This is a genomic window from Pseudomonas sp. P179 (genome assembly GCF_000478485.2).
Lineage (GTDB): Bacteria > Pseudomonadota > Gammaproteobacteria > Pseudomonadales > Pseudomonadaceae > Pseudomonas > Pseudomonas aeruginosa.
The window spans coordinates 20,945-27,404 of sequence record NZ_KI517363.1; the positions used below are offsets into that span (position 1 = coordinate 20,945).

Here is a 6,460-nt window from a genome sequence, read left to right on the forward strand (position 1 = left end):
GCTCGATTACATATCAAGTCGCCACTGGCACCGCAACGGTAATGGCTTTCACCCTGATATTCGGTATCCACTGGCTCACCGGCTCGGGCAGCCCGAGTCTTCTGCTGGCGAAGATTCCCGGCAGGTTGATTCCCGTATGCCGGGTGTAACCGATGCCGCCCGAGTACCGTGGATTGATCTCGAGGAGATGCGGGACACCATCAGCATCATCCCGCGTCTGGACGTTGACCAGTCCATCACACTGGAAGTGAGCAGCGGCTTTCAGAGCGAGTTCGACCGCTACCGAGTCGTTCTCGAAGGTTTGGTGAAGTCCCTGCTTCCGGCGTCCAACGAATGCCACCGGGCGGCCGGACTCGCAAACCATGTCGATCGAGCACTCGCTCCCCGCCATGTACGGCATCACAAGCATGGCGGGACGATCCCCACCGGCGCGATAGGCTTGCAGGTAAGTTTCGAACTGGACTTCCCGAGAGTCGGGGTTGGCGAAGCAACGGAACGGGTCCGCTTCTGACTTGAATCGCCAGAATCCTTGGCCGTAAATGCCCACAGCTGGCTTAACACAAACGTCTCCGTGAGCGCGAAGGGTTTCGTAGGCGTCGATGAGTTCCTGGGCGTTGGTTGCCGTAATCGCGGGGACACAGGCAAGTCCGGCGCGCTCTGCTTCAGCAGTGAACTTGCTCTTGTCGTCCACCAGCTCGAACGTGCTCATGGTCGAACCACCAGTAACCAGCACCAGCCCTGCAGCCTCGAATCGGCGACGCTGGGCCTCGAAAACACTCCCCACTCGGCCGGCCAGAATAACTTTGATCTTATGGGTCAAGGCAGTCTCGATTACCCAGTCGATTCGTTCCTGGTTGTCCTTCGGCTCAAGGAAGCTCACGTCGGCGAGACCGGTGATTTCAGGCCTTTCTTGGCGATGTGAGGCAAAAATCTTTACCTCCGGTGGTAGGGCCTCACGCGCTCCTAGAAGAATGTCGCGCTGGCTGGATTGTCCCTCAAGAAACCAGATCAAGATGTGTGTCCTCATGTAGGCCGCGCCCGGGCAGAACGAGCGGACAGCTGTGGTTGGTGGAAGGGACGATAACGGGGGCTCGGTGCGTATCAACCGGACGGGGCATTCTACTGGAGGGTATCGGCAAGAGCAGGCCAAAAGACAAGTCACTTTGCCACTAGATATGGCAAACGCTGGCTACACTCTGGGCAAGTCCACCGTAAAGGTCGCTCTTAAATGGATGCAGAACGGATGAATCAGGTCGTGGCGGTCCTAGAGAAACAGGAATCTCGGTACCGGTGGTCAGCTTTACGATGGAAGATCGGATACAGGCTGATGCTTATCCTTTCAGCCGTCCTATCCGCTTCCGCTGCCTTAGTTGCAAAGCTGTCATTCGTCCCTGAAGAGCTAGGATCTGACTTATCAGCCATTCTTGCCGGAGGGGCAGCCATAATGACAACGGTTATGGCTGCCTTGGACTTCGAGTCCAATTTCCGTTTGAACAGACGCTCTCGCCATCAGATGCAGATATTGGTAATCGAAGCGATGAAGGACGGGGCTAATCCTGAAGACCTCCTCTCTTCCGCCCAGAAAGTCATCGATGAACGGACCAAGGAGCTGGACAAGCTGGACTAGCTGCTTACCTGATTTACGGTAAATGCCCAGCGGCGCTTGAAGTCCTCCAGCTTCCGCAGGTTTTTCTCTTCACTCCATTGCGTCGACCAGACGAGCTCCCTACCTAACTCTTCGCGCTCCGGCCGAGGGTAGATTGTGTGACCGTCACTCCGCCGCTCATAGCGCCAGCCATCTGGGATGTAGCTGTACTGATTGCGATACTCCGCAGGTTTCGTCCTGTTGTGCTCCTTGTTTTCATTGGACTCGTGCACAGGTGTCAGGAAAACGGTGGTGACCAGCTGGATATCCAGGGTGCTTTGCTGATCAACTCTGAAGTGATCTGCAAGGCTCAGAGCGCCAAGCTCTTGCGGATTGAGAGAGGTGAGGTACCCGTAGTAGTCGTTGTGACAGGGCCCCTTAGTAAGCATCTTGCCTCCGTGAACGTAAAGGAGCTGCGTCTCAGACTCCTGGAGCCAGATAATCTCTCGCTGGAATTCAACTCTCTGACGCTCACCGCCAATGTTGACGTGGTCAACGAAGGTCTCGGTTGTTCTCTTCGCTATTGGGGAGCAAGTGCGGATCGGGCTCATAGACACCTCTCGAATTGTTCTGCGCCAGCTTACCGGTAGCTGTTTAGGGTTCAAGTCGAAGGATAAGTCGGCCTTTACGGGCCAATCGCGCTTATAGGCCTGCCCCAATCGCCTGGCGTTTTAGCCATAAATGATCCGGCGATCTGGGTTGGGTTTTGATGAATGAACCTTTTCTACCTGCTGGGCACTCCACAGTTAAAGACTCTGGAGAGGCTCAATGCGATGGCGTCCAAGAAGGGGGCGACTCCCCGCCGCATTCAACCGCAATTGGTCACCCTGGTAGGTAGGCCTCCATCGGGTGATTGGTTATTCGAGACGAAATTTGACGGATACAGACTGATGGCACGCCTCGATGCTGGTGTGACCTTGATTACCAAGAATGGCTATGACTGGACCAATCGTATGCCCAGTTTGGCCCAGGAACTTTCAGGCCTCCCGGTACGCGGTGTCTGGCTCGATGGCGAGATCGTAGCCCTTGACGTAGAGGGTCGCCCCGCTTTCCAACCCCTGCAATTGGCATTCAGCCAGAGACAGACAGATGATCTGATCTACTTCGCCTTTGATTTGCTCTACATGGACGGTACCGATCTGCGGCCCTGGCCGGTTGAACAACGCCGCGAGCTGCTGCAGATTCTGCTACAACAGTGCGACCTGGAGCATGTGCGCTTCTCGCCAACGCTAGAGGCCGATCCGGCCTCATTGTTGGCCAGCGCATGCCAGCTGGGCCTGGAGGGGCTAGTGGGCAAGCGTCGAGGCAGCGCCTATAGCGGCCAGCGCAACGGCGATTGGGTCAAGCTCAAATGCAACAACCGCCAGGAGTTCGTGGTGCTAGGCTACACCCGTGCCGGCGCGGGGATTGGCTCGTTATTGATCGGGCTACATGATGACGATGGCCAACTGCAGTACGCGGGCCGAGTCCACTCAGGTTTTGGCGGTCGCCAAGCCGATCAGCTGCATGCCCGGCTGCGCCACCTGCAGCGAGACGGCGCACCGGTAACGGCTCCGCCGTCAATCAAAGGCGCTTCGGTGGTGTGGGTGACTCCGGAACTGGTGGCCGAGGTGAAATTTCTGGAAATCACCCCCAGCGGCAAGGTCCGGCACGCAGTGTTCCTGGGACTTCGAGAGGACAAGCCGGCAGCGGGCATCAGCCTTGAAAGTAATACGGATCTGTAATGAGCAGACCGGGAGGACATCGTGTATGAGGTCGCGATCGAGGCGGAAGCCTGCGTGCTTCAATGCGAAATCAACGACCTGGTGATCGAGCAGCCGCGGCCAGTCCTATGGACCAGCGATTGGGATGCCAAGGGTTACTGCGAGTTAGAGTTTCGCGTTGTCTCGGGCACGGTCTATGACGAGCAGGGGCGTGCCGAAGATTTAGGCCGCAACGGCTGCGCGATCCTGGCAGAACGATATAGCGAGTACATAGAAGAGCAGATTTTACGGCAATACCAGGAAACGCAGGCAGAGGTGCCGCTGTAAGCGGCGGGAACTCTAGCCGCCAGCTGACCACCAAACCTGTATTAACTCATGTTCAAGGAGATCCCGATGGACAACTATCACGTGGTGGCCGAGGGTTCCGGCTGGAAACTGCATCTTCAAGGCGATAGCCGGGCGCTGCTGCATACATCAACCAAGGCCCAGCTGCTAGAGCAGTTGCCAGCGTACATGGAGGGCCGCACAGGCTCGGTGAAGATCCATACGGCCAATGGGCAGATCGAGGAAGAGCGCACTTATCCCCGCAGCGCTGATCCGCGCATTAGCAAAGGGTAGGACTCTGCCATCAGCCATCTATCAATAGTCGCCCTCCCGCCAGTCCGGCGGGGCGTTTTTCTTGCGCTACCACCGCTTGAGTGCGACCGCGGCCAAGAACGCTAATATGAGCACTCCAGCAGCTTTTAAAACATTAAGGTATTAGTCATCATCGTAGTCACTTGCGCACGCCCTGATTCTGTCTGGTATCCCCAAATGCATTCATTAAAAATAGTCTTTACCGAAGAAGACAAAGGCTTCGGTCAGGTGGGTGGCAGCGTCTGCATGGACGACCCAGGCATGTGGCCTCTGGCGCCCGACACCCAAGAGCCGATGACGCCTCTGTGTACAGTCACGGAAAACTTCCTGCCGGCTAAAGTCTTTCCGTCCGGCATGGCTGCCACGGTATTCATCACCGCTCGAAAGCAGCGCGCCGGCGGCTTCAAGCACTCTGTTGTCAACCGCTACTCACTTCATGAGCAAGCGGAGCTACCCGGTATCCAGAATGGTTACGCACGGTTCATTCTCCACCGGCTGTGTGAGGAGGAGTTACCCGCCCCGCCTGGAACGCTCCTGCTGGAGCGTCGTTATATCGGCTTCGAGCCAATGACCGAAGAGGAATTCGCCGAAGAGCACGCTGACGAAGACTCCGGACTGAGCATTAGCAAGCAACTCGGGCGAGCGGCCTGGATGCAAGATCCCATCTATGTTCCAGACCGGTACTTACTCCTTTTGCAACTGACCGACTATGAAATCAGCCGCTGGGCTACCGAGCAGGAAGGGATCTTTCTGGATGGCAACGGTTACATCTATCTGGACAAGCAAGCCCGGCGGAAAAACCAAGGCGACGAAGCCGGGTTCTTTTTCGTTCAGTACGCCTGAACGTCCTGCCAGGATCAGCAACCAGCTATGAACATCTACCACTTGGACAATCTGCAAGCACCTTGGGGAAACTGGGGCACGGTACTGCTCCAGGGCTTGATCGCCTGGGATGAAGATACCGATGTAGACAGTATCAAGCGCGCCGGGCCGTACACCCCGCCTGCCTATATACGCTCGGGCTCACTCGTGCTTACCCAGCCTGTCAAGGAAGCCCTGGAAAAAAGCGGCCTGAAAGGGATCGGTTGTTATGAGCATCTGGAGAAAACCCATGTCGTGCATATTGACTGGCTGCACTGGGATACCAGCAAGCCCATTACCGAATACCTCGATCTGGACGGCGGGCCGACCTCGATCATCGATTCCCTTCCGCATGACCCTGGGCTTGCCAAACGTATGCCGGAATACTGGCAAGCGTTCGTCGTGGGCAAGCTCAACCTGCTCAAGGACCCACAGCATGAACCCTCTGACCTCGGCCAATACCTCAAGGTACTCAAGGCCGACGAGCAGGCCGATTTCTTCAAAGGCGATGTTTATCGCGGGTACTTCCTGAGCGAAAGAGCCAAGGCTTGGCTGGAAGTAAAATGTCCTGGGTGTTTCACCTTCACCCTGCTTTCCAGCGCGCCATGAAGAAAATCGTGTTGTCCCGACACGACCGCGGCTTCGGCCAGATCGGCGGTGCGCCTTTGCTCAAGGAGCTTTCCTTGTGGCCGGTCAACCCGCAAACCGGTGGGCTGATGACGCCCATCCTGACCCTGACCGAACAGTTCCGACCCGCCCGGTTCGTCCCACCAGGCATGGCTATCACGGTTTTTCTCGCCGTCGAGCAACAAAAGGACGGCGGCTTCAGCCGCCCGCTCCAGCGTCGCTATACAGTCAATCAGCAGTCGGAACTGCAGAACGTCATCAGCGCTGGCTTTACCCGGGTTATCCTGCATGAACTTGCCAACCAGCCACTGGAGCCCAGGAATCCCCCCTTACTGCTGGGGCAAGCGTTCATCGATTTCGAAGAAATGACCAACGAAGAGCATGACGAGGAGCATGAGGACGAGGACAGCGGGATCGGCCTGAGCAAGCCCAGCGGCCGGCCCTGCTGGCTGCAGGACCCGATCTACGAACCACCGCGCTACATGTTCATGCTGCAGCTGGTGGACGCCGACGTGGCCGAAGCCAGCCCGCAGCATGCTGGGCTGTTCGGCGAAGGCATCGGCTATCTGTTCGTGGACATGCAGGCACGCCGTGGGAAGGAAGGCGAAGACGCCGGTTTCTTCTTCATTCAGTTCACCTGAGCCATGAAGATCATAAGCTGGTTTGAGCCTACCTCGTCGAACAGCAGGGTTAGTTAGCCAGGATCGCTGTGCTGGCTCCAAAGGCCGCTGACTTAATAGCAAACTGTGGGACGCTACCCCCTTGAGAGTTTGGTCGAGCCTACCTTTCGAGAAAAATCGCTCAAGGCTAGCGTTTATCGACCATGGCGTTGCTCAGTGCAGGCATTACTCCAACCGCGGATTGTGGAGCGCATGAGTCAACCTGGGGGAGCAGAGGGTGTCCGAAATTTTGTGTAACCGGCTCATGAGCGACACTGTCGCTGAGAACTGGAGACACCATGAACAAGACGCCCCACACCATTACCGAC

General features: G+C 56.9%; 9 protein-coding genes. 7 read left to right on the forward strand and 2 right to left on the reverse strand.

The features are described 5' to 3' along the window. Positions 1 to 13: 13 nt before the first annotated feature. Positions 14 to 1,012 carry an ATP-grasp domain-containing protein gene (locus tag HMPREF1224_RS43790; protein ID WP_031300041.1) on the reverse strand — a complete coding sequence of 333 codons (999 nt, stop codon included), beginning with the start codon at positions 1,010 to 1,012 and terminating at the stop codon, positions 14 to 16. 231 nt (positions 1,013 to 1,243) lie between these two features. Here HMPREF1224_RS43790 and HMPREF1224_RS0112990 point away from each other — a divergent pair, with 231 nt between their 5' ends. Beyond that, complete coding sequence (locus tag HMPREF1224_RS0112990) at positions 1,244 to 1,627, forward strand: hypothetical protein (protein ID WP_031628794.1); 384 nt, start codon at positions 1,244 to 1,246, stop codon at positions 1,625 to 1,627. Here HMPREF1224_RS0112990 and HMPREF1224_RS0112995 read toward each other — a convergent pair. Next, positions 1,624 to 2,196 carry a hypothetical protein gene (locus HMPREF1224_RS0112995; protein WP_021263400.1) on the reverse strand — a complete coding sequence of 191 codons (573 nt, stop codon included), beginning with the start codon at positions 2,194 to 2,196 and terminating at the stop codon, positions 1,624 to 1,626. The two genes, HMPREF1224_RS0112990 and HMPREF1224_RS0112995, sit on opposite strands and share 4 nt — an antisense overlap. A 162-nt stretch (positions 2,197 to 2,358) precedes the next feature. Here HMPREF1224_RS0112995 and ligD point away from each other — a divergent pair, with 162 nt between their 5' ends. The 6 genes from ligD to HMPREF1224_RS43815 all read left to right on the forward strand — a co-directional run bounded on the left by ligD (position 2,359) and on the right by HMPREF1224_RS43815 (position 6,113). Beyond that, on the forward strand, positions 2,359 to 3,369 hold the full coding sequence (gene ligD, locus HMPREF1224_RS0113000; protein ID WP_049875582.1) for a non-homologous end-joining DNA ligase: 1,011 nt from the start codon (positions 2,359 to 2,361) through the stop codon (positions 3,367 to 3,369). A gap of 21 nt (positions 3,370 to 3,390) precedes the next feature. Continuing rightward, on the forward strand, positions 3,391 to 3,675 hold the full coding sequence (locus tag HMPREF1224_RS43795) for a hypothetical protein (RefSeq protein ID WP_010794519.1): 285 nt from the start codon (positions 3,391 to 3,393) through the stop codon (positions 3,673 to 3,675). A gap of 66 nt (positions 3,676 to 3,741) precedes the next feature. Then, a complete protein-coding gene (locus HMPREF1224_RS43800; RefSeq protein WP_010794520.1) occupies positions 3,742 to 3,966 on the forward strand; it encodes a DUF2188 domain-containing protein in 225 nt (74 codons plus the stop codon). A 195-nt stretch (positions 3,967 to 4,161) separates the two neighbouring features. After that, positions 4,162 to 4,827 (forward strand): hypothetical protein, encoded by a 666-nt coding sequence (locus HMPREF1224_RS43805; protein WP_010794521.1) that lies wholly within the window; start codon positions 4,162 to 4,164, stop codon positions 4,825 to 4,827. A gap of 27 nt (positions 4,828 to 4,854) precedes the next feature. Further along, positions 4,855 to 5,454, forward strand: coding sequence for a hypothetical protein (locus HMPREF1224_RS43810; RefSeq protein ID WP_010794522.1), 600 nt, complete (start codon positions 4,855 to 4,857; stop codon positions 5,452 to 5,454). Beyond that, complete coding sequence (locus tag HMPREF1224_RS43815) at positions 5,409 to 6,113, forward strand: hypothetical protein (protein WP_228757887.1); 705 nt, start codon at positions 5,409 to 5,411, stop codon at positions 6,111 to 6,113. Before HMPREF1224_RS43810 ends, HMPREF1224_RS43815 begins: the two co-directional genes overlap by 46 nt. The last annotated feature ends 347 nt before the right edge of the window (positions 6,114 to 6,460 follow it).

Excerpts from the sequence above, each read along its gene's own strand:
- HMPREF1224_RS43805 (WP_010794521.1), top strand. The coding sequence starts at position 4,162 with ATGCATTCATTAAAAATAGTCTTTACCGAAGAAGACAAAGGCTTCGGT.
- ligD (WP_049875582.1), top strand. The coding sequence starts at position 2,359 with ATGAACCTTTTCTACCTGCTGGGCACTCCACAGTTAAAGACTCTGGAG.
- HMPREF1224_RS0112995 (WP_021263400.1), bottom strand. The coding sequence starts at position 2,196 with ATGAGCCCGATCCGCACTTGCTCCCCAATAGCGAAGAGAACAACCGAG.
- HMPREF1224_RS43815 (WP_228757887.1), top strand. The coding sequence starts at position 5,409 with ATGTCCTGGGTGTTTCACCTTCACCCTGCTTTCCAGCGCGCCATGAAG.
- HMPREF1224_RS43800 (WP_010794520.1), top strand. The coding sequence starts at position 3,742 with ATGGACAACTATCACGTGGTGGCCGAGGGTTCCGGCTGGAAACTGCAT.
- HMPREF1224_RS43810 (WP_010794522.1), top strand. The coding sequence starts at position 4,855 with ATGAACATCTACCACTTGGACAATCTGCAAGCACCTTGGGGAAACTGG.
- HMPREF1224_RS0112990 (WP_031628794.1), top strand. The coding sequence starts at position 1,244 with ATGAATCAGGTCGTGGCGGTCCTAGAGAAACAGGAATCTCGGTACCGG.